Annotated in this window: 20 protein-coding genes; 12 read left to right on the forward strand and 8 right to left on the reverse strand. The window is 41.9% G+C overall.

Annotated features, from left to right (window positions below):
- The first annotated feature begins 4 nt into the window (after positions 1 to 4).
- Entirely contained in the window at positions 5 to 1240 is a 1236-nt protein-coding gene (locus LGO15_RS12335; RefSeq protein ID WP_226084919.1) for a Zn-dependent hydrolase, read from the forward strand.
- Positions 1240 to 2418, forward strand: a complete 1179-nt coding sequence (locus LGO15_RS12340; RefSeq protein ID WP_226084920.1) for an amidohydrolase — start codon at positions 1240 to 1242, stop codon at positions 2416 to 2418. Before LGO15_RS12335 ends, LGO15_RS12340 begins: the two co-directional genes overlap by 1 nt.
- 43 nt (positions 2419 to 2461) lie before the next feature.
- Here the strand turns inward: LGO15_RS12340 and LGO15_RS12345 are convergent, their stop codons facing one another.
- A complete protein-coding gene (locus tag LGO15_RS12345; protein ID WP_167830710.1) occupies positions 2462 to 2683 on the reverse strand; it encodes a hypothetical protein in 222 nt (73 codons plus the stop codon).
- A gap of 760 nt (positions 2684 to 3443) precedes the next feature.
- Here LGO15_RS12345 and LGO15_RS12350 point away from each other — a divergent pair.
- The 4 genes from LGO15_RS12350 to LGO15_RS12365 all read left to right on the forward strand — a co-directional run bounded on the left by LGO15_RS12350 (position 3444) and on the right by LGO15_RS12365 (position 6700).
- Complete coding sequence (locus LGO15_RS12350) at positions 3444 to 4877, forward strand: glycoside hydrolase family 1 protein (RefSeq protein ID WP_226084921.1); 1434 nt, start codon at positions 3444 to 3446, stop codon at positions 4875 to 4877.
- Positions 4878 to 5038: 161 nt separating this feature from the next.
- Complete coding sequence (locus LGO15_RS12355) at positions 5039 to 5584, forward strand: GNAT family N-acetyltransferase (RefSeq protein ID WP_226084922.1); 546 nt, start codon at positions 5039 to 5041, stop codon at positions 5582 to 5584.
- 1 nt (position 5585) lies between these two features.
- Positions 5586 to 6122 (forward strand): GNAT family N-acetyltransferase, encoded by a 537-nt coding sequence (locus LGO15_RS12360; protein ID WP_413231400.1) that lies wholly within the window; start codon positions 5586 to 5588, stop codon positions 6120 to 6122.
- Between the two features lie 35 nt (positions 6123 to 6157).
- The gene (locus LGO15_RS12365; RefSeq protein ID WP_167830713.1) at positions 6158 to 6700 is read left to right on the forward strand and encodes a GNAT family N-acetyltransferase; all 543 of its coding nucleotides are present in this window, start codon (positions 6158 to 6160) and stop codon (positions 6698 to 6700) included.
- Positions 6701 to 6739: 39 nt separating this feature from the next.
- Here LGO15_RS12365 and LGO15_RS12370 read toward each other — a convergent pair whose 3' ends face one another.
- A complete protein-coding gene (locus LGO15_RS12370) occupies positions 6740 to 7522 on the reverse strand; it encodes an SDR family oxidoreductase (protein ID WP_167830714.1) in 783 nt (260 codons plus the stop codon).
- 219 nt (positions 7523 to 7741) lie between these two features.
- Here LGO15_RS12370 and LGO15_RS12375 point away from each other — a divergent pair, with 219 nt between their 5' ends.
- Positions 7742 to 8449 (forward strand): DUF4230 domain-containing protein, encoded by a 708-nt coding sequence (locus LGO15_RS12375; protein WP_226084923.1) that lies wholly within the window; start codon positions 7742 to 7744, stop codon positions 8447 to 8449.
- Between the two features lie 354 nt (positions 8450 to 8803).
- On the opposite strand, the gene LGO15_RS12380 is transcribed toward LGO15_RS12375, so the two are convergent.
- On the reverse strand, positions 8804 to 8986 hold the full coding sequence (locus tag LGO15_RS12380) for an H-type small acid-soluble spore protein (protein ID WP_167830716.1): 183 nt from the start codon (positions 8984 to 8986) through the stop codon (positions 8804 to 8806).
- Between the two features lie 184 nt (positions 8987 to 9170).
- On the opposite strand from LGO15_RS12380, the gene LGO15_RS12385 reads away from it, so the two are divergent.
- From LGO15_RS12385 to LGO15_RS12395, 3 genes are all read left to right on the forward strand, one after another.
- Entirely contained in the window at positions 9171 to 9728 is a 558-nt protein-coding gene (locus LGO15_RS12385; protein ID WP_167830717.1) for a YdhK family protein, read from the forward strand.
- A 424-nt stretch (positions 9729 to 10152) separates the two neighbouring features.
- A complete protein-coding gene (locus LGO15_RS12390) occupies positions 10153 to 11319 on the forward strand; it encodes a TraB/GumN family protein (protein WP_226084924.1) in 1167 nt (388 codons plus the stop codon).
- A gap of 394 nt (positions 11320 to 11713) precedes the next feature.
- Entirely contained in the window at positions 11714 to 11926 is a 213-nt protein-coding gene (locus LGO15_RS12395) for a hypothetical protein (protein WP_167830719.1), read from the forward strand.
- Between the two features lie 341 nt (positions 11927 to 12267).
- On the opposite strand, the gene LGO15_RS12400 is transcribed toward LGO15_RS12395, so the two are convergent.
- Entirely contained in the window at positions 12268 to 12423 is a 156-nt protein-coding gene (locus LGO15_RS12400) for a hypothetical protein (protein WP_167830720.1), read from the reverse strand.
- Between the two features lie 687 nt (positions 12424 to 13110).
- Between LGO15_RS12400 and LGO15_RS12405 the strand changes: the two genes are divergently transcribed.
- Together LGO15_RS12405 and LGO15_RS12410 are read left to right on the forward strand one after the other, a co-directional pair.
- On the forward strand, positions 13111 to 13923 hold the full coding sequence (locus LGO15_RS12405) for a DUF2935 domain-containing protein (protein ID WP_226084925.1): 813 nt from the start codon (positions 13111 to 13113) through the stop codon (positions 13921 to 13923).
- A 211-nt stretch (positions 13924 to 14134) separates the two neighbouring features.
- The gene (locus LGO15_RS12410; protein WP_226084926.1) at positions 14135 to 14350 is read left to right on the forward strand and encodes a hypothetical protein; all 216 of its coding nucleotides are present in this window, start codon (positions 14135 to 14137) and stop codon (positions 14348 to 14350) included.
- Positions 14351 to 14857: 507 nt separating this feature from the next.
- Here LGO15_RS12410 and qoxD read toward each other — a convergent pair.
- From qoxD to qoxA, 4 genes are read right to left on the reverse strand one after another with little or no spacing between them, the layout of a single operon-like run.
- Entirely contained in the window at positions 14858 to 15157 is a 300-nt protein-coding gene (qoxD, locus tag LGO15_RS12415; protein ID WP_226084927.1) for a cytochrome aa3 quinol oxidase subunit IV, read from the reverse strand.
- A 1-nt stretch (position 15158) separates the two neighbouring features.
- Entirely contained in the window at positions 15159 to 15764 is a 606-nt protein-coding gene (qoxC, locus tag LGO15_RS12420; protein WP_226084928.1) for a cytochrome aa3 quinol oxidase subunit III, read from the reverse strand.
- Positions 15754 to 17733, reverse strand: coding sequence for a cytochrome aa3 quinol oxidase subunit I (qoxB, locus tag LGO15_RS12425; RefSeq protein ID WP_226084929.1), 1980 nt, complete (start codon positions 17731 to 17733; stop codon positions 15754 to 15756). Before qoxB ends, qoxC begins: the two co-directional genes overlap by 11 nt.
- Positions 17723 to 18748, reverse strand: coding sequence for a cytochrome aa3 quinol oxidase subunit II (qoxA, locus tag LGO15_RS12430; protein WP_167830726.1), 1026 nt, complete (start codon positions 18746 to 18748; stop codon positions 17723 to 17725). Before qoxA ends, qoxB begins: the two co-directional genes overlap by 11 nt.
- Positions 18749 to 18876: the final 128 nt, after the last annotated feature.

An 18876-nucleotide genomic window follows, 5' to 3' on the forward strand; every position in this document is an offset into this window, starting at 1 on the left:
GCGAATGAGATTGCTAGAATTAAAGGAACGCATTCAACAGCATATCGATCAAATCAGTGAGTACACCGCAACTCCCGGAAAAGGGACGACAAGGCTGACATACAGCCAGGAGGATTTAAAAACTCGCAATTATATTAAAGCGAAAATGAAAGAGTACGGATTGCAGGTTAGAGAAGATGGATTTGGCAATATTTTTGGCAAACTGGAAGGAACTATAAAGGACGCGCCTAGTGTGATGGTCGGGTCTCATTTTGACTCGGTCCCTCACGGGGGTTCATATGATGGTCCCGCAGGAGTCGTTGCGGCGCTTGAGGTAGCAGCACTCTTTGCAAAAAACAAAATGAGGCCGAAGTATCCTCTTGAAATCGTTGCCTTGGTAGAGGAAGAAGGAGCAAGGTTTGGCGGAGGGCTCATGGGTTCCCGCGGAATGGTCGGATTGCTTGGAGAGGAAGAGTTTAAGAGCCTGAGAGACCATAATGGTGTATCCACAATCGAAGCAATGAGTGGCATTGGGCTTGACCCATCGCTCCCTAAAAAAAGAGATTCGAAAACGATGAAAGCATTTCTTGAATTACATATTGAACAAGGTCCTATTTTAGAAGAAAAGGATATACCAATTGGAGTTGTAGAAGCGATTGTAGGACTGACACAACTGGAAGTGACTGTTAAAGGGCAGGCGGGACACGCAGGCACCACTCCGATGGATCGCCGGTCCGACGCTCTAGTGGCCTCGGCTAGTATTATCGCTCAATTGCCCGCGCTTGCTGAAGAAGAAGGACAAGGAACAGTCATTACCACCGGTCGATTGAATGTCTATCCCAATGGCGCCAATGTCATCCCTGATCAGGTCGTTTTCTCGGTTGATATTCGGTCGGGAAAGGAAGAGCATGTCTTGAATGTGATCGAAAAAACAAAGAATCTTGTTCATTCTTTTAATGGAAGTGGAATTGATATAACAATTGAGCAACTCTTATATATCCAGCCGAAAGAACTGAACCCAGGTATCCGCTCCCTTTTAAAAGAGAAAAGCGAAGCGTTGCAAATTCCGTATTGTTCGATCCATAGCGGCGCAGGTCATGATGCAATGGTTTTATCCGATTATACCGATGTTGGAATGCTGTTTATTCCAAGTAAGAATGGATTAAGCCATTGTCCGGAAGAATGGTCCGACTCTGAAGACATAGCTCGAGCGGCAGAGATTTTTTACGAAACAGCTAAGAACTTAACGGAGGCGGAGTAATGATAAACGATAGAGTTAAAGAGGCCATTAAGAGCTACAATAACGAATTAACAAAGATTAGGAGGAAGCTCCACAGCGAGCCAGAGCTTTCATGGGAAGAGTTTAAGACGACAGATTTTGTTTGCGCTTATCTGGATGAGCTGGGAATTTCGTATCGGCGCACCGAGCCAACTGGAGTTATTGCTGAAATCGAGGGAGGCAAGCCAGGAAAAACGGTCGCCTTAAGAGGGGATATGGATGCACTTTCAGTTGAAGAACTAAACAAGGAGTTGTCGTACGCTTCAAAGGAAGCTGGGAAAATGCATGCTTGCGGCCATGATGCTCATACCGCCATGCTGATGATCGCGGCTAAAGCATTGAATGTGATCAAGGAAGATATGCCTGGAAATGTCCGTTTATTGTTCCAGCCAGCGGAAGAAGTTGCACAGGGCGCAAAGGCTCTTGTTAAACAAGGCGCTGTTGACGGAGTGGACAACGTCTTCGGAATCCATATCTGGTCGCAAATGCCGACGCATAAGGTCAGCTGCACACCGGGACCTTCCTTTGCTTCAGCTGATTTGTTCAAAGTGACATTCAAAGGAAAAGGCGGCCATGGAGCGATCCCGCAGGCTTGTATCGATACAGCAGTGGTTGCATCATCCTTTGTCATGAATGTCCAATCTGTAGTGTCGAGAACGATTGATCCGCAGCAGGGCGCAGTACTTACGGTCGGTAAAATGGTTGTCGGTACTCGATTCAATGTCATTGCCGAGAATGCAGTGATAGAAGGAACAGTCCGTTGTTTCGACCCTGAAGTTCGCGACCATATCGAGAAACAGCTGACACATTACGCTGAAAACGTTGCAGCAGTTTATGGTGCTACGGCTAAAGTGGAATATACACGTGGCACTCAAGCAGTCATCAATGACGAAGGTAGTGCTCGGCTTGTCCAGCAGGTAGCTGCAGAGGCCTTTGGCGAAGATGTCATTTATCACGAAAAGCCAACCATGGGCGGGGAGGATTTCAGCTTCTATCTCGATGAGGTTCCAGGAAGCTTTGCATTAGTTGGAAGCGGCAATCCTGACAAAGATACCGATTGGGCTCACCATCATGGCAAATTCAATATCGATGAAGATGCGTTGAGTACTGGCGCAGAGCTATATGCCCAGTATGCCTGGGCTTATTTGAACAGAAGCTGACTCATAAAAAGTGGAGAACCCTCTGAGGCTCTCCACTTTTTAATTACCTCTTTTTCTTTTTGGACAGATCAGCCGCCGCCTGCGCCTGTTTCGCCTTCGACTCCAGTGTCAGCTGCACATGGTAAGTCTGTTCATCAACTGCCAACACACTTGTTACTTTCCCCTTGCGTCCCTTGATCTTCAAGTCCTCTCCAACGGCAGGAACCTGCTGCCGAAGCTGATTCAAAAGCTCCGTTCGGTTTTCAAAAAAATGGACAACAAACATAGCCTATCACCTTTTTCTATAGTAGTAGTGTTCCTATCACTAACATATTTGCGGGTTACTAGGTTTAGAACTGATTAATAGAAGGAATTTTAGTAGGATTGATTTACTGAGCTGGTGGGAAGAATTTGTAGTGAGGATTAATAAAGCAGGAAAGTTACTTTGTTTGCTTTCAATTTAAGACAGGTTTGGGCCTTTAGGAAGGAAAGCTGTCACAAGTTCGCCTATCTTAAGACAGGTTTGAGTATTTGAGAAGGAAAGCTGTCATAAGTTCACCCATCTTAAGACAGGTTTGGGCCTTTGGGTAGGAAAGCTGTCATAAGTTCACCCATCTTAAGACAGGTTTGGGCCTTTGAGAAGGAAAGCTGTCATAAGTTCGCCTATCTTAAGACAGGTTCGGGCCTTTGAGAAGGAAAGTTGTCACAAGTTCGCCTATCTTAAGACAGGTTTGAGTATTTGAGAAGGAAAGCTGTCATAAGTTCGCCTATCTTAAGACAGGTTTGGGGGTTTTGAGAAGGAAAGCTGTCATAAGTTCGCGCATCTTAAGACAGGTTTGGGGGTTTTGAGAAGGAAAGTTGTCATAAGTTCGCCTATCTTAAGACAGGTTTGGGCCTTAGAGAGGAATAGCTGTCAGAAAAAGCCGGATTCTTCACAGGTTCAATGCTACCAGGCGAAAAGCCGTCGAAGTAAAACCGGAATCGTGCCGCATTCAGACATAATACGGAAGCTGTCCATCCAAAACAGTACGAGGAGGTTCACAACAATGAAAACATATCAATTCCCTGAGGGTTTTTTATGGGGCGGTGCTACTGCGGCCAATCAAATTGAAGGGGGCTACAACGAAGGTAAGAAGGGCCTGAATGTCGCGGATGTTCTGCCAGGAGGAAAAGCAAGATACGATATTTTAACGAAACCTGGTTTCGATTTTGAAATCAAAACTGATCAATACTACCCGAATCATGAAGCGATCGATTTTTACCATCGATACAAAGAGGATATTGCTTTGTTCGCGGAGATGGGTTTCAAGGCATTCAGGATGTCGATTGCCTGGACGAGAATTTTTCCGAATGGCGATGAGGCCGAGCCGAATGAGGAAGGTCTTCAATTTTACGACCGGGTTTTGGATGAATTGCGCAAGCATGGGATTGAGCCAATCGTGACCATTTCCCACTATGAAATGCCTCTTCATTTGGTGAAAGAGTATGGAGGCTGGCGTAATCGCCAGGTGGTGACATTCTTCGAAAGATATGCCAACACCATCTTAACCCGTTATAAGGATAAGGTTAAGTATTGGATGACGTTCAATGAAATCAATAGTGCTCTGGTGATGCCGATTAATGGCCTTGGTTTTTCGATTGAAAAAGAAGAGGACCGATACCAGCAAACATTTCAAGCATACCATCATCAATTAGTAGCAAGTGCCATTGCCGTTAAAGCCTGCCATGAAATTATTCCAAGTTCGCAAATCGGATGTATGATCCTTTTCGCGCCGGTTTACCCTTATGACAGCAACCCTGTAAATGTCCTGCACGCACTTCAGGAAGAGCAGATCTTCAATTATTTTTGCGGAGATGTCCAGGTGCGCGGAGAGTATCCTCCCTTTATGAATCGATACTTTAAAGAACACAATATTAAACTAGAGATTGAAGAAGGGGATTTAAAAATACTAAAGCAGGGCACCGTGGATTACGTCGGGTTTAGCTACTATATGTCACGCACTGAGAAAATTGAGAAGACCGAAGATGATGCATCAGAAGGAAATATCATTGGCGGTGTGAGGAATCCATTCCTGGAAGTTAGTGACTGGGGATGGGAAATCGATCCGGTTGGATTGCGAATCAGTTTGAACAAACTATATGATCGCTATCAGATTCCGCTCTTTGTCGTTGAAAACGGTTTGGGAGCCTATGACAAAATGGAGAAAGACGGCAGTATAAACGATGACTATCGGATTGACTATTTGCGTGAGCATATTAAAGCAATGGGCGAAGCAATTGAAGATGGTGTCGACTTGATGGGTTATACGAGCTGGGGATGCATCGATATGGTCAGCATGTCAACGGGCGAGTTCTCCAAAAGGTATGGCTACATCTATGTGGACAAGCATGACGATGGCAGCGGAACTTTGGAACGGAGGAGGAAAAAGTCATTCTTTTGGTATAAAGATGTGATTAACACCAACGGGGAAAAGTTATAGATAGTTTTTGAAGAGCTGCCAAAATAGTGGGCAGCTCTTTCTCTTTGAAAGAAATCACTAGCAATAAAAGGAAAACCGAAAATTTTGTCGAATAGTACCTTATTATAATCTAATCTTTTTAATGAATTTAGTTATCAGTGAAAAATTCAGGAGGAAATCATATGTTTCTTTATAAAATAAATGAACAACTATCTTTAAAACTAGCTGAGGTAAATGATGCAGACCGAGTATTTGAACTAACAGAAAAGTCTAGGGATTATTTAAAAGAGTGGCTGCCGTGGCTGGACTTTACAACTAAGGTTGAAGACACGAAAGAATTTTTAAAAGGAACGATGAAAGGTTACGCCGATAACAATAGCATGACTACCGTTATTTTATACGAAGGAGAAATCGTTGGAACTGCAGGTTTCAACAGTATCAATTGGTCAAACAAAACGGCTTACATCGGCTATTGGATTGGCCATGAATATCAAGGAAAAGGAATTATGACGAAGGTTGCCAGGGCACTGACTGAATACGCCTTTGACCATTTGAAATTGAACAAAGTTGAAATCAGGGCGGCGGCGGATAATAAAAAGAGCAGAGGCATCCCTGAAAGATTGGGGTTTGTGGAGGAAGGAAAAATCAGGCAAGCAGAATGGTTATATGATCACTATGTGGATCATATTGTTTATGGGATTCTGGCTGAAGAATGGGACTCAAAATAGTATGGATGTTTTTTTCCAAAACGGCAGTTTATCGGTCCGAAGGTTAAAAGAAAAAGATAAACCTTTATTAGCAAAGTGGCTTTCAAATCCAAAGGTACTTGAATACTATGAAGGCCGGGATCAACCTTTCGATTTAGAAAAAGTCGAAAATGTTTTTTATGCTGCGGATGACGAGGAAGTTAAATGCATAATTGAGTACGATGGGCAGCCCATAGGCTATATTCAATATTATGAATTGGACGAGGCAACAAAAGGTGAATATGGGTATGGCCCGGAAAAAGTTTTTGGAATAGATCAGTTTATTGGGGAAGTCGACTATTGGAATAGAGGGATAGGAACTAGTCTGGTCACATCCATGACGGAATTTCTCATTAACCAGCTTCATGCTGACATAGTGGTCATGGATCCGCAAGTGTGGAATGCGCGTGCGATAAAATGCTACGAAAAATGCGGTTTCAAAAAAGTTAAACTCTTGACTGAACACGGGCTCCATGAAAAAGAATATCGTGACTGCTGGCTGATTGAATACAGGGAATAAGTTGGCAAAATTTTGAATGGGATAGGGGAGACGAAATGATCTTTGATCAAGAAAACAAAACAATCACAACTTCAAGACTGATTCTGCGGATGTTTGATCAGTCTGATGCGAAAGAAGTCGCCAGGCTTTGCAATAATTTTAATATCTACAATAATACTTTGTACCTGCCTTATCCATATTCATTAGAAGATGCTTTGTCATGGATGGAAAGGCATCTTGAAAATTATGAAGCGGGTGTATCATACGAATTTGCTGTAACCGAGAAGGAAAGCGGGCAACTGTTGGGTGCTATCGGATTATCATGTAACCAGAGATTCAATCAAGGTGAAATAGCTTATTGGATTGGCGAGGAGTTTTGGGGAAAAGGTTATGCAACAGAGGCAGCGGAAGCGGTGCTTCAATTTGCTTTCGAAGAAAAGAAATTACATAAAGTATTTGCTCGCTGCTTCGGTTCAAATCCGGCTTCTGCACGGGTTTTGGTGAAGTTGGGAATGAAAGAAGAAGGGACTTTAACCGACCACATCAGGAAAGATGACCGATATGAAGATTTAGTTCATTATGGAATAATCAACAAGTAAAAATGCTCAGGAAAGCCTGAGCATTTTTTCATGAAGCTATTATAAAAGCGACTCTGCTCCATCTATATAGACTTCTGTGCCAGTTATGTGCGAGGACAGATCAGATGCTAGAAAGAAGACAAGATCTGCTACTTGTTCCGGTTTTCCGGCATTTTCTTCAAGTGGCTGGTTGCCTTCTGGATATTCGACCGGAATTTTGATTTTCTCAAGTTCATCCTCTTGAGGAAATGTGTTTTTCCCTATATTGGTTTCAATCGCTCCCGGACAGATGACATTGACTCTTATTTTATACTGTGCGAGTTCAAGTGCCGCCATTTTGCCGAAGCCTGTTTGTCCTATTTTAGAAGTGCTGTAGGCGGACATACCAAAATTCTTATATATCCTGTTACCGTTGATGGAGCTTGTGATGATGATGCTGCCGCCATTCTTCTTCATATGCGGTATGGCATATTTTACAGTAAGAAAAGTCCCTCGGAGGTTCGTGTTGATGGTTTCGTCCCAATCCTCTACTGTCAGGTCTTCAATTGGGGCAATAACACCGTTTATGCCTGCGTTGGCAAAAACGATATCTACATTCCCCCAGGTATCAGCCACCATTTGAAAGCTTTGTTCCATTTCAGTCGGATTGGCTATATCACATTCGACTATAAGGGCATTCCCCCCAGCAGCTTCAATTGACTCTTTTACTTCCCTGGCGTTTTCTTCCTTTACATCAATCAGTGCTACTTTTGCCCCCTCATTAGCCACTTTGATCGCCGCCGCTCTTCCGATTCCTGAGCTGGCACCTGTTATAAAAGCGACCTTTCCTTCTAATTGGCTCAAATTGAAAATCCTCCTTCTTGGTGATTGAATATTGTTAACTATCCCCCAATTCTTGTGAAATAAAACTGTTAAAACTCGCAAACTGTCATTTTATGAAACTTATTCCAAACTAGGACGTAATAAATACTATGTCTCCTTCATGGAGCTTTTTTTAAAAAAAGCATTTGTCGAATAAAAGGATTATTTATATTTTTTAATGTACAGGAGGTTAGAACATAAATGGACAAGCAGGAAAAAGTCATGAATAAAATTGATGAACTTTTGACGGAATTAAGGGCGGGAAGAGCGGAAACATCAACTGCCCTTGCTGCCAATTTCCCAAGAAGTTCGAAGGTAAGCACTTTTAGCAGGATCCTGCTCATTTCGCTATTGTTAACATCATTGATTGGTGTTGGAGTCTGGTATGTTACGGGAAGTACAGGAAAAGCTGAATCGACTGTATTTATTGAACAAGTTCATGGCCTGGCAACACTCGCGACAGCTGAGGCTCATGTAAAGGTAATACTTGAGCAGGAGGATAATGAGTTGTTCGGGGAAAAAATAAACCTGAATCTTCCTGGCACAAAACGTGAATTGCTTTTAATTGTTCCAGCCACTGTAATTGCAGGTGTAGATTTAGAAGGAATGAACCAGGAAGACATAAAGGTTGATGACGAGAAAAAGATTGTAGAAATTGCATTGCCTCCGGCTGCATTCATTCAAGAGCCATCCATTAAAATGAATGAGGTAAGGACATTTTCAGATGAAGGCCTTCTACGCGGAAAAGTACAATGGGATCAAGGATTCGATTTAGCTGCTTTAGCTCAGGAAGAAATCAAGAAGGAAGCCATCGATTCAGGCATTTTACAAAAAGCTGAAACCAATGCTGAAACAGTTTTGAAAGAGTTTTTCGGACATATGGGATATAGGATCATCATAAGTAAATAATAATAATGTTATGTAAACATAAATCATTGCCTTAAAAAAAATATCATGCAATCCTTAAATAATTTTTCCTTGCTTGTAAATAGTATTAATGAATCCAATGTTAACAAGAAGAAGTCGCGACAGAACTTAGCCATTTGACAATATCAAAAATGAGGTGAAATGGATGAGAATTTGCGAAGTATGCGGAAGGAAGGATGTTTCAGAAAACAGGGAAGAAAAGCTTTTCCAACCCGTGAGGCTTCATGTGTGCGAGTCCTGCAAGCAGGATCGTAAAATGACTCCCTTAGGGGATTGGGCTTTTTAAAATGAATCCAGGCGCAAAGGCCTGGATTTTTTTGTGCAAAGATCAAAATCCTACCTAGTTTCATCCAAACCGTCTATAGAGACAAGCTGTCTTTCTTCATGGGTTCCTCTTGGCGAGATGATCGCCATGCTCGAAGTAGAATCGATGCTTTCAATCCAGATCGGTACTCCGTGATAGTGGACAGAGATTTCATTTTCAGCAGCTAATATTTCTTTCACACGTTGCAAGTCCATACTTCTCACCTCATATTTAAAGTATCCATAGTTAAATGCGGGTATGTATGCGAATGCATAGACAAAGGATGGCAAATTAGAAAACCATCATTGATTTCTTATTTTTTCTCTTTGTAAATCCACCTTCATAATTTCTGCATAAATAAATGATATAAATTTCTTAAATATGGGAGGGAGAAACAGAATGAAACATAACAATAAATTTGTATTGGTAATGATATCAATGACAACAGCTTTATTTTTAACTGCCTGCACTGGTGATCAAGAAAAGTCCAATAATGAAAACCACAACAGCCATGCTAATATGGAGCACTCAGGATCAGGAGATTTACCTGCAGGCCTGAAGGAAGCCGCAAATCCAACATACAAAGTTGGCAGCAAGGCAATCATAACTGACGATCACATGCCTGGCATGGATGGGGCGGAAGCGACGATTGTTGGAGCTTATGACACCACCGTTTACTCCTTATCATATGATCCGAAGAATGGGGGAGACCGTGTAGAACGACATGAGTGGGTCATCCATGAGGAATTGCTTGATGCCGGAGCCAAGCCATTAAAGCCAGGGGATGAAGCAACTATCAATACCAATCATATGGAAGGAATGCAAGGAGCAAAAGCCGTCATCGATACATCCGAAGAAATAACAGTCTATATGGTTGATTTTTCGCCGACTGATGGGTCTGAAAAAGTGACCAACCATCAATGGGTGACGGAAGACGAACTTTCTCCTGCAAAGTAAAATTTGCCTATTGCCAAAATCATGCAGGATTGTCTCTCATTTAGTCAGGGTATATACATATTAAGACTCGAGGAGGGATGAAGCATGAAAAAGTTAATCAAAACGGCTCTAAAGTGGGGTCCTGTTCTTTATCCAATCGTGAAAAAATTGATGAGTAACAGGAAATCATCCTCAATAAAAACAAGCTATTCGAAATAGATTTTAACCTGACCGCACAGAAGTGAATTTTAACTTTTGAGCGGTCTTTCTCTGTTCAAACAGTTCGTACGTGTGCAGACTATCCCGGCAAATATTTAAGCTTGTAAAATATCTTTATATTTGGGATATTGTTCATGTTATAATGGTAAAATGAATCATAAACTATGTTTCGAAATCTATAATACATATAGTTGGCTTACATGGGTCTATTAAAAGGAAGGTATCTATGGGCGAGGAAAATATTACGAGATTAGAAATGAATGGCAAGGAATACATACTGATTGGAACTGCTCATGTATCTAAACACAGTGCAGAGCAGGTAAAAGAGGTCATTGAGGCAGAAAGACCGGACTCGGTCTGCGTTGAGTTGGACGAGCAGCGATATCAAACAATCACCGAGGGCTCAAAGTGGCAGGAGATGGATATTATCCAGGTCATCAAAGAAAAACGAGCCTCCTTATTATTGATGAATCTCGCTATTTCATCTTTCCAAAACCGGATGGCGAAGGAGCTTGGAATCAAAGCAGGGCAGGAAATGATTCAGGGAATTGAATCTGCAAAGGAAGTTGGCGCAGAACTTGTGCTCGCTGACCGGAATATCCAGATTACTTTTTCCCGAATCTGGGGCAACCTTGGTTTGAAAGGAAAAGCTTTACTTTTAAGTCAAATCATCACAAGCATCTTCAGCCGGGACAGCATCTCGGAGGAGGAACTGGAAAAACTGAAGGAACAGGATACGATTAATGCGATGCTGAATGAATTCACCGAAACGTTTCCGCGTCTGAAAAAGCCATTGATTGATGAGCGTGACCAGTATCTGGCTCAAAAAATCAAAGAGGCACCTGGCGAAAAAATCATCGCTGTCCTTGGTGCGGCCCACGTACCGGGAATAAAGGAAGAAATCAAAAAGTCACACGATCTGAAAAAACTTAGAGCAATTCCGCCGAAATCCAAATGGCCAAAAGTCATAGGCTGGAGCATCCCTGTATTGATTCTGGCTATTATTCTCTATACTTTTTTGGCTAACCCCACTGCTGGTTTTGCCCAGACTATCAGCTGGATTTTATGGAATGGCAGCCTTTCCGCACTGGGAGCTGCGATCGCCATGGGCCATCCACTGACAATTTTGACTGCTTTTATAGCTGCGCCGATTACTTCCTTAAATCCTTTGCTTGCCGCAGGCTGGTTTGCAGGATTGACACAGGCGTATATTCGCAGGCCGAGTGTCAAGGACTTTGAGACATTATCTGAAGATGTATTCAGTGTTAAAGGATTCTGGCGAAATAAGGTCAGCCGTGTATTGCTGATTGTCGTACTTGCGAACCTTGGGAGTTCCCTCGGAACCTTCATTGGCGGTGCAGATGTAATCAGGGTTTTTATTGAGAATTTATAATAAACAGGACGAAATCTACATGATTTCGTTCTTTTTTATTATCTTGGCTCTGTTAAAGACCAATGTTGTTTTAAAGCCTGTTGATTGTAGTGGAAGGCGCGTAGACTCCTCCGAAAATGCTAACGCATTTCCATCGTGCGTGGGCGGGTTCGAGGAAGCACAATCAATGTCCTGCGGGATCAGCAAGTCATGGGGAGACCCCGCAGGCGCATAAAGCGCCGAGGAGGCTCCCCGACTGCCCGCGGAAAGCGAAGCGCCTGGAACGAAAATCAACAGCCGAGTTTAACAGAGCCATTATCTTTAAAAAGTTCAGTAGAAATTTGGCGAAAAAAGAGGATTTTGGTTACATAATATGGAATTATTTAAGAAGAAACATTTTTTATGGAGTGATAGAATGAACGTTTTAAAACCTGCGTTGTCGATTTCGTTCTTGATACATTTTCTATATATAATAGGGGTTTTAGTCATTGCTTACTTTGATAACATCATTTTAACGGATTTTCTTCAGAGGGGTATCCCGCTCTTATTGTTATTTTCAACGATCCTATTTGCCGCAATTATTAGCCTGATTCTCAAGGCCATCAGCAATACGCATTGGAACAGTTAACATGCTCTTGAATAAAACAAAAAAAATCATCCTCAATTTGGGGATGACTAGAAGATGAATGAACAATTTGGAAGGCGGATTATTTTTTCGCCTTTCTTTTTGCATTCTTTTGGAAATCATTCTGCCGTTCAGCATCCTTCTTAAAAGCTTCCATTGCCTTGCTGTACAACAAGCTCACCTTCAGCACCTCCCTCTATCATTCTTATTACGTTCCTTCCCGATGATTCATGTTCTAAAACTAAAAATTGAAATAAACTTCCTGAAATTTATCCCTTTTATTATTGGGAAAGTAATTCACAAGAAAAGACGCCCAATCAATGATGGACGTCTTTGTTATTTCGTTATTTCTTATTTACTTGTTTTCCGCTTTTTTTCTGGCTCTGTGATTTTGAATTTCCGATCTGGAACTCGGAGCCCAATTCAATATCATTTCTTTCATCATGCTTTTCTATTTGCTCTCTAGTTTGATCCTTGTTACGCATACCTTGTCTTGCCATACACTCATCTCACTTTCTGTTGATTTATCTATTATTATGCTCATTTAGGTTTTTATTATTGATAGTCCTATTCGATATTCCCCTCACTACATTGTCATAAAATACCTGGAATCCATATAAAACAAAGGTCTTGATCAAAAACACTATTGATAATTGAAATTTTGTCAGCCGCACCAATGACACATAACCAAATTTCTTGAAAAAGTCCAAAACATAATAAGTGAATAGTGAGTCAATCAGGATGTTGACTAATAAATATAAGTTGAATTTTTTATAGGTATATTTCATGATCCAAAATGATCCTATAAAAAAAGGTCCCCATATCAGGGGCAGTTCACCTATAACGTTCGGTTTGACCTTGAACGGAAACCACCACCACTTTCTCCTTTCAGCCAATCTTCCTTCAAACATTAAATATATTCCCATGAACAATGTTCCAGGGAGAAATTTTTTGAACGTTTGTTTACCAAGAAGGGGCAATGAGAGCCAGGGCAGGACAGCCATTAAAAATATGTAAAGTTTTAAGTTTTTCATTAGCAACACCTTTTGGAAGAGAATTGAATTTGATTCTTCTTAGTATCTTCAATTTAGGGTAAAAGATGAGTCCATTTAAAAATTTCTGCTGGCCATCATTTCTCCTTCTTTTGAACAGTAAGTATAAGTAGGGTAAAAGGAGGGGGAAAGGAAATGATTTCTCTGTGGGATGAACAATCATTTTGGCTTGAAATGCTGCGTGATCATGCTTATTTTGTCAGGGATGGGTTATCGCCAGCCGAGAGTGAGTATGTAAAAATCGCCAACCAATTCATCGGCTTATATGACAATCTTTTAACAAAGTTAAAAACAATTCCTCGTGATGCTGGTTACCAGGATAGTCAAATGATTGATTTTTCAAGAAGAGCATGGAAGCTTGCCAAAAATTATTATGATTTTGAAGGCGCTTTGCAATCGCTCCGTATCGACAATAAAGTCAACTTGAATTTGTCACCTACTTATTTAAACGGTACTTTAAGTGAAAATCAGGAATATTTACGGATACTGAGCTATCTAGTAGAAGGCCAGGAACCAGTTCGGCTGTCAATTACACAAATAATGGATCTTTGGCTTGAAGATCAACTTGGTCATGCTGTGCTTTTCGAAAATCTGCTTGACCCTATTGAAGTGGGTGCAAACATGGCCGCGCAAGAATTCAAAAAAAGGTTCCAGTTATACATCGTCCAAAATCACCACTTAAAAAATTATTTAAGGGTAAAACAGCCCGGCTTTGCGCGCCAGCAGGAATTTATCTATGAAGTAGGAAAGACTACACTTGAAATGAATCAGTTCATTAAGCAAATGGTTGCAAAGTACAAGGAAAATACCATATTAAATAAATCAAATCTCAGGTTCCTGGAACACCACTTCCCAGAAACATGTTACTTTCTTGCGAGTTTAAGTTACTATGAACCAAGATTGCAGAAACTGGTTGGTAATTGTTCTTTATCCAAACCATCGTTTTAAGAATAGGATAATCTGTATTACCGAAAAACAAGAACAATGGATTAAGGTAACAACGGGTAAACGCCCGTTGTTTTTTTTTTGAGGAAATTGAAATTAGTTTTGAAATCTAAATTTTGAAAAAATAAATAGCAATTTGTGAACATTATGTGACATTTATTTATAAATTCTGTTAATATTAAAATTACATACGAAAAAGTTGGGGGAATGAGAAGTGGGAAAACTTCTTTTGTATTTTTATTTAATTGTTGGATTGTATTGTCTTGTAAGCGGATTCCTGGCATTGGCATCACACGGATTTCAGCATGCTGTCCTCTCGCTGTTCCTTGCAGCATTTAACTTTGCGATGTTTTCTTTATTCAGGAAAGAAGGCAAGCTGCCTCGTTTACGTTTGATTAAAGGACGAAAAAACGAGATGGCCAAGATTTAAAAAAGCGTATTCTTTTATTCGGAGCAGAGAAGCTTCAGACAAAATCCCGGCCGTAGAAGCGAAAGATGTCTGAGTAGGAACAGGTTCGGACAAAATCGAAGACATTCAATCAAAAGCTGTCTGAAGTAGAGGCAACTTCGGACAAAATTGAAGACATTCAAACGAAAGTTGTCTGAAGTAGAGGCAACTTCGGACAAAATCGAAGACATTCAAGCGAAAGTTATCCCAAGTAGAGGCAACTTCGGACAAAATTTAAGGCATTCAAGCGAAAGTTGTCCGAAGTAGGGGCAGGTTCGGACAAAATCGAAGGCATTCAAGCGAAAGTTGTCCGAAGTAGGGGCAGGTTCGGACAAAATCGAAGGCATTCAAGAACAAGTTGTCCGAAGTAGGAGCAAGTTCGGACATAACCCTACTGGCACAACCACGAAACAGGTAATCCGGACTTAATCGAAACGAATATGCATACAAAAAACCAGGCACCCCGAAAGGATGCCTGGTTTCGTTATTTTAATGTGAGTGACCTGATGTCATGACCCAGATCGAGCCTGCGACAATGACGACAGCGATAAAGGCTGAATAGAGAATATTGATGTTATTCGTTATTTTATCATCGCCTTCATTGATGTGCATGAACATGTATAGCTGGATTCCGGCCTGGAAAACTGCCAGTGTGCCAATGATCCACATTACCGCCTTCATTGAAAGGGAGCTCTGAAGGGCAATCCATGCTGCGCCGAAGGTCAGTATAAGGGACGTGAAGAATCCAATGACATGGCTGATTGGTAAGCCTTTTGAATGATTATCCATATTACATCACCAACCCTTGTAAATAAACAAATGTAAAGATGAAGATCCAGACGACGTCAAGGAAGTGCCAGTATAGTCCGAAGATGAATGCTTTACGGGCTGTAATGGGTGTCAATCCTCGCTGCAATATTTGAATGATCAACAGGATTGCCCAGCCAATCCCAATGGTAACGTGTAACCCGTGCGTTCCCAGAAGAACGAAGAAGCTGGATAGGAACGCGCTTGTCTGCATCGTTGCACCTTCATGGACATAGTGTATGAATTCGCGAATCTCCATGAAAAGGAATCCGCCGCCCAGCAGCAGAGTGAAAACTAGCCACATAAGCATGCCTTTTATATTGCTTCTTCGCATTTCAAAGATTGAGATACCCATTGTAAAGCTGCTTGTCAGCAGCAAAAACGTTTGAATCATAACATCTTTTACTATGAAGATATCCTTCTGTGTCGGTCCGCCGGCATAACGCTCACCTAGCACTCCATACACTCCGAAAAGGGTAGCGAAGAGAACGATTTCCGCTCCAAGGAATACCCAGAATCCAAGGATATTCATCCTGTTTTGTTCTGTCTGGTATTCAAGCGGCAAAGCGGCATTGACTTTAGCTGACATGGTTCTTCACTCCTTTTTTCGCGCTTTTTCTCCATTTACTTTCTGTTTCAAAGATTTCATCCTTGTGGACATGGAATCCTTCATCGTAATCGAATGAACGGAAGGCAAGTCCAGCGAGAATACCTAAAGCGGCAATTCCAGCTGCGATCGTCCATTCAAATACAAGCAAGAATCCAGAGATTCCAAAAATGACACCCATGTAGATCGGGATCCATGTATTGCTTGGCAGATGGATTTCCTCAATCTCATCTTCAGTAAGTGGCTGAAGTTCATTGTTCTTTTTCATATGCCAGAAAGCATCAAGCTTTGTAACTTCCGGAAGGGAAGCAAAATTATAATGCTGTACAGGTGTTGCTGTTGCCCACTCAAGCGTTCTTGCATCCCATGGGTCATTTCCGATATTTCGGTCAGCGTTACGTGCGCTCCAGTAGATGTTGTAAACAAGAGCTGCAAAGCCTGCCGCAAGAATCACTGATCCAACAGCAGAAATCATCATCAATGGACCAAACCCAGTCTCAGCTGAGTAAGTGTATGCGCGGCGGACCGCACCGTCTAGTCCAAGGAAGAACATTGGCATGAATGTAACATTGAATCCAACAACGAACAGCCAGAAATGCCATTTTCCAATCTTTTCGTTCAGCATGTATCCGAACATTTTAGGCCACCAGAAGTAAAGACCTGCAAAAATCGGGAACACTACACCAGGAATCAACACATAGTGGAAGTGAGCGACCAGGAATAATGTGTTGTGATACTGATAGTCAGCTGCGGCCATTGCCAGCATGACTCCTGTCACACCACCGATAACAAAGTTAGGAACGAACGCCAATGCCCAGAGCATCGCTGTCGTAAACTTGATCCTTCCTTTTCTCATCGTGAACAGCCAGTTGAAAACCTTAACCCCTGTCGGGATGGCAATGGCCATCGTCGTGATCGAGAAGAAAGAGTTCACGCCGGCGCTATTACCCATTGTGAAGAAGTGGTGAACCCAAACGAGCATACTTAAAACCGAAATCATAACAATCGAGATGACCATTGACTTATAGCCATACAAAGTTTTACGGGCAAAAGTCGAGATAATATCCGACAGCATACCGAATGCCGGGAGCACCACGATGTAAACTTCTGGATGTCCCCATAGCCAGAACAAGTTCGCCCAGAGCATATCCATGCCGCCTCCGGAAATCGTGAAGAAGTGTGTACCGAAAGTGCGGTCAAAAGTCATCAAGGCAAGTGCTACTGTAAAAATAGGGAAGCTGGCTACGATGATGATGGATGTAATGAAAGATGTCCATGTGAACATCGGCATCTTCATCAGGGTCATGCCTTTAGTCCTCATTTTTAACACTGTGACAACGAAGTTAATACCCGTCATCAAAGTACCTGCACCCGCAATTTGCAGGGCCACTGCGTAAAAGTTATTTCCTATTCCCGGACTGAATTCTTTCCCGGCAAGAGGGAAGTAGGAAGTCCAACCGGCATCAGGAGATCCGCCGATGATAAATGAAATATTGAACAACGCCGCACCGCTGACAGTAAGCCAAAAGCTAAGGGCGTTCAGCTGCGGAAAAGCAACGTCACGAGCACCGATCTGGAGAGGAATCACAAAGTTCATGAGACCGATCAAGAGCGGCATCGCAACAAACAGAATCATGATGACACCGTGAGTGGTGAATACCTCGTTATAGTGCTGTGCATTCAGGAATTCATTTTCCGGTACGGCAGTCTGGCCTTTCATCATCAAGCCATCAATACCGCCACGGAAAAACATCACGACGCCAAGCAGGATATACATAATCCCAATCTTCTTGTGGTCAACAGTTGTAAACCATTCCGACCAAAGATAATTCCATTTTTTAAAATAGGTGAGGCCGGCTAATGCACCAACTAATGTCAGGGCAATCCCGATTTGTGATGCGAAAATTAATGGATCACCTGTTACGAAAAATTCATCCCACTTAATGCCCACTGTGGTCACCTCCGTGTGAATCTTCAGTTTCGGATTCTTTATGTTTCATATCTTCATTGTTTCCATGATTTGAATGCTCATTGTTTCCATCTTTATTCTTGTAATTATCCTTATCCTCAAAGATCTTTCCAGGCCAGCCATGTCCTCTGTCATACATTTCTGGATTTGTGTAGTTCTTTGAATGCGGATCAGAGTGATCAACCCACTCAAGGTGAGTATTTGAGAATGTCTTCCGTCCAAGGTGGGAAGGCTCGAGCATTTTCTCATACTCTTGCAATGTCATTTTTGGAGCAGTTTCTTTTACGTCTTTGATCCATTGATCCCAATCTTCTTGTGTCTGGGAAAGTACCTCGAACTCCATGCCCGCATATCCCTGGCCGTTGAAGTTCGTGTTCTTTCCAACATAGGAACCAGGATTATCTGCCACTAGATACAGCTGTGTTTCAGCTTTTGCCATCGTGTACTTTTGGCCCGCTAAAGCAGGGATCCAGAAGCTTTGCATCGTACCTGCAGAAGTCAGCCTGAAATCAATCGGGCGGTCTTCAGGAATATTCACATAGTTCACAGTTTCGATACCTTGTTCCGGATAGCTGAATATCCATTTCCAATCTGCGGATGTAACGTTAATGACAAGAGGTTCTTTATTCTCATATCCTTTAGGGATTTCATCTATAGCGTAAATCGTCTTAACAGTAGGGATCGTCAAAGCTACGATAATCAATATCGGAATCACTGTCCAAATTATTTCGAGCACAGTGCTGCCGTGTTCTTCAGGTGGTTCGTAATCCATATTGTCTTTCTTTTCACGATACTTCCAGACGATGAATCCGAATAGCCCGAAAACAACCACTGTAACAAGTAGCATCAAAGCAATCGAAAAGTTGATTAACTCCAGAATTTGCCTTGCAATTGGTCCCTCTGGATTGAATACCACCATATTGTTTTCACAGCCGCTAAGCAACAGCACAGCTATGATCGAGGTGAGGGAGACCAAAAAAAGTTTTGATTTCTTCATCACTGCAGCTCCTTTCAAATATCGAACTTGTTCATTCTATCACAAACTTATGTTCATTCGTTCACAAAGTTTTCGAAAAAGAGCCAAAAATGAACGGTAAGTTGTGGTAATAAGTGTGATAAATATCA

The organism is Mesobacillus sp. S13, assembly GCF_020422885.1.
Taxonomy (GTDB): domain Bacteria; phylum Bacillota; class Bacilli; order Bacillales; family Cytobacillaceae; genus Mesobacillus; species Mesobacillus selenatarsenatis_A.

Bases quoted from the DNA above. Each gene is read 5' to 3' on its own strand.
- LGO15_RS12360 (WP_413231400.1), top strand. From the start codon at position 5,586: ATGGATGTTTTTTTCCAAAACGGCAGTTTATCGGTCCGAAGGTTAAAA.
- qoxD (WP_226084927.1), bottom strand. From the start codon at position 15,157: ATGGATAATCATTCAAAAGGCTTACCAATCAGCCATGTCATTGGATTC.
- LGO15_RS12355 (WP_226084922.1), top strand. From the start codon at position 5,039: ATGTTTCTTTATAAAATAAATGAACAACTATCTTTAAAACTAGCTGAG.
- qoxA (WP_167830726.1), bottom strand. From the start codon at position 18,748: ATGAAGAAATCAAAACTTTTTTTGGTCTCCCTCACCTCGATCATAGCT.
- LGO15_RS12375 (WP_226084923.1), top strand. From the start codon at position 7,742: ATGGACAAGCAGGAAAAAGTCATGAATAAAATTGATGAACTTTTGACG.
- LGO15_RS12390 (WP_226084924.1), top strand. From the start codon at position 10,153: ATGGGCGAGGAAAATATTACGAGATTAGAAATGAATGGCAAGGAATAC.
- LGO15_RS12395 (WP_167830719.1), top strand. From the start codon at position 11,714: ATGAACGTTTTAAAACCTGCGTTGTCGATTTCGTTCTTGATACATTTT.
- qoxC (WP_226084928.1), bottom strand. From the start codon at position 15,764: ATGTCAGCTAAAGTCAATGCCGCTTTGCCGCTTGAATACCAGACAGAA.
- LGO15_RS12340 (WP_226084920.1), top strand. From the start codon at position 1,240: ATGATAAACGATAGAGTTAAAGAGGCCATTAAGAGCTACAATAACGAA.
- LGO15_RS12365 (WP_167830713.1), top strand. From the start codon at position 6,158: ATGATCTTTGATCAAGAAAACAAAACAATCACAACTTCAAGACTGATT.
- LGO15_RS12405 (WP_226084925.1), top strand. From the start codon at position 13,111: ATGATTTCTCTGTGGGATGAACAATCATTTTGGCTTGAAATGCTGCGT.
- LGO15_RS12335 (WP_226084919.1), top strand. From the start codon at position 5: ATGAGATTGCTAGAATTAAAGGAACGCATTCAACAGCATATCGATCAA.
- LGO15_RS12400 (WP_167830720.1), bottom strand. From the start codon at position 12,423: ATGGCAAGACAAGGTATGCGTAACAAGGATCAAACTAGAGAGCAAATA.
- LGO15_RS12385 (WP_167830717.1), top strand. From the start codon at position 9,171: ATGAAACATAACAATAAATTTGTATTGGTAATGATATCAATGACAACA.
- LGO15_RS12380 (WP_167830716.1), bottom strand. From the start codon at position 8,986: ATGGACTTGCAACGTGTGAAAGAAATATTAGCTGCTGAAAATGAAATC.
- LGO15_RS12350 (WP_226084921.1), top strand. From the start codon at position 3,444: ATGAAAACATATCAATTCCCTGAGGGTTTTTTATGGGGCGGTGCTACT.
- LGO15_RS12345 (WP_167830710.1), bottom strand. From the start codon at position 2,683: ATGTTTGTTGTCCATTTTTTTGAAAACCGAACGGAGCTTTTGAATCAG.